Here is a 1139-nt window from a genome sequence, read left to right as displayed (position 1 = left end):
CCAACGGTACGGCCGCCTTCACGGATTGCGAAACGCAGACCATCGTCCATTGCGATTGGGTGGATCAGGGTGACGATCATTTTGATGTTGTCGCCCGGCATTACCATTTCAACGCCTTCCGGCAGTTCGATAGTACCTGTTACGTCTGTGGTACGGAAGTAGAACTGTGGACGGTAGCCTTTGAAGAATGGAGTATGACGACCACCTTCATCTTTGCTCAGAATATAAACTTCTGATTCAAATTTGGTGTGTGGTTTGATTGAACCTGGTTTAGCCAGAACCTGACCACGTTCGATTTCTTCACGCTTGGTACCACGCAGCAGAACACCGACGTTCTCACCGGCACGGCCTTCGTCCAGCAGTTTGCGGAACATTTCAACACCGGTACAGGTGGTTTTCGCAGTATCTTTGATACCCACGATTTCAACTTCCTCACCAACCTTGATGATACCGCGCTCAACACGACCGGTAACAACGGTACCACGGCCGGAGATTGAGAATACGTCTTCGATTGGCAGCAGGAACGGCTTGTCAATTGCACGCTCTGGCTCCGGGATGTAAGAATCCAGGAAACCTGCCAGTTCAACGATCTTAGCTTCCCACTCTGGCTCGCCTTCCAGTGCTTTCAGCGCTGAACCGCGAACGATTGGCGTGTCGTCGCCAGGGAAATCGTACTGAGACAGAAGTTCACGAACTTCCATTTCAACCAGTTCCAGCAGCTCTTCATCATCAACCATGTCACATTTGTTCAGGAATACGATGATGTAAGGAACGCCAACCTGACGACCTAACAGGATGTGCTCACGGGTCTGTGGCATAGGGCCATCAGTTGCAGCAACAACCAGGATAGCGCCGTCCATCTGTGCAGCACCGGTGATCATGTTTTTAACGTAGTCGGCGTGCCCCGGGCAGTCAACGTGCGCGTAGTGGCGAGTCGGAGTATCGTACTCTACGTGAGAAGTAGAGATGGTGATACCACGTGCTTTTTCTTCAGGCGCGTTATCGATCTGGTCGAATGCACGAGCGTTACCGCCGTAGGTTTTTGCCAGAACGGTGGTGATTGCAGCAGTCAGGGTAGTTTTACCGTGGTCAACGTGGCCGATAGTACCAACGTTAACGTGCGGTTTCGTACGTTCAAA

General features: G+C 51.6%; 1 protein-coding gene. It reads right to left on the bottom strand.

Annotated elements, in window-relative coordinates; translation table 11 throughout:
• Positions 1-1139: elongation factor Tu (tuf, locus tag GN208_RS17750; RefSeq protein ID WP_112544647.1), on the bottom strand; the 1139-nt coding region annotated here is incomplete at both ends.

Source organism: Morganella sp. HSTU-ASny43 (genome assembly GCF_022819185.1).
Taxonomy (GTDB): Bacteria; Pseudomonadota; Gammaproteobacteria; order Enterobacterales; family Enterobacteriaceae; genus Morganella; species Morganella morganii.
Note: the sequence above shows the minus strand (reverse complement) of the source record. Positions and strands in the feature narration are given on the sequence as shown.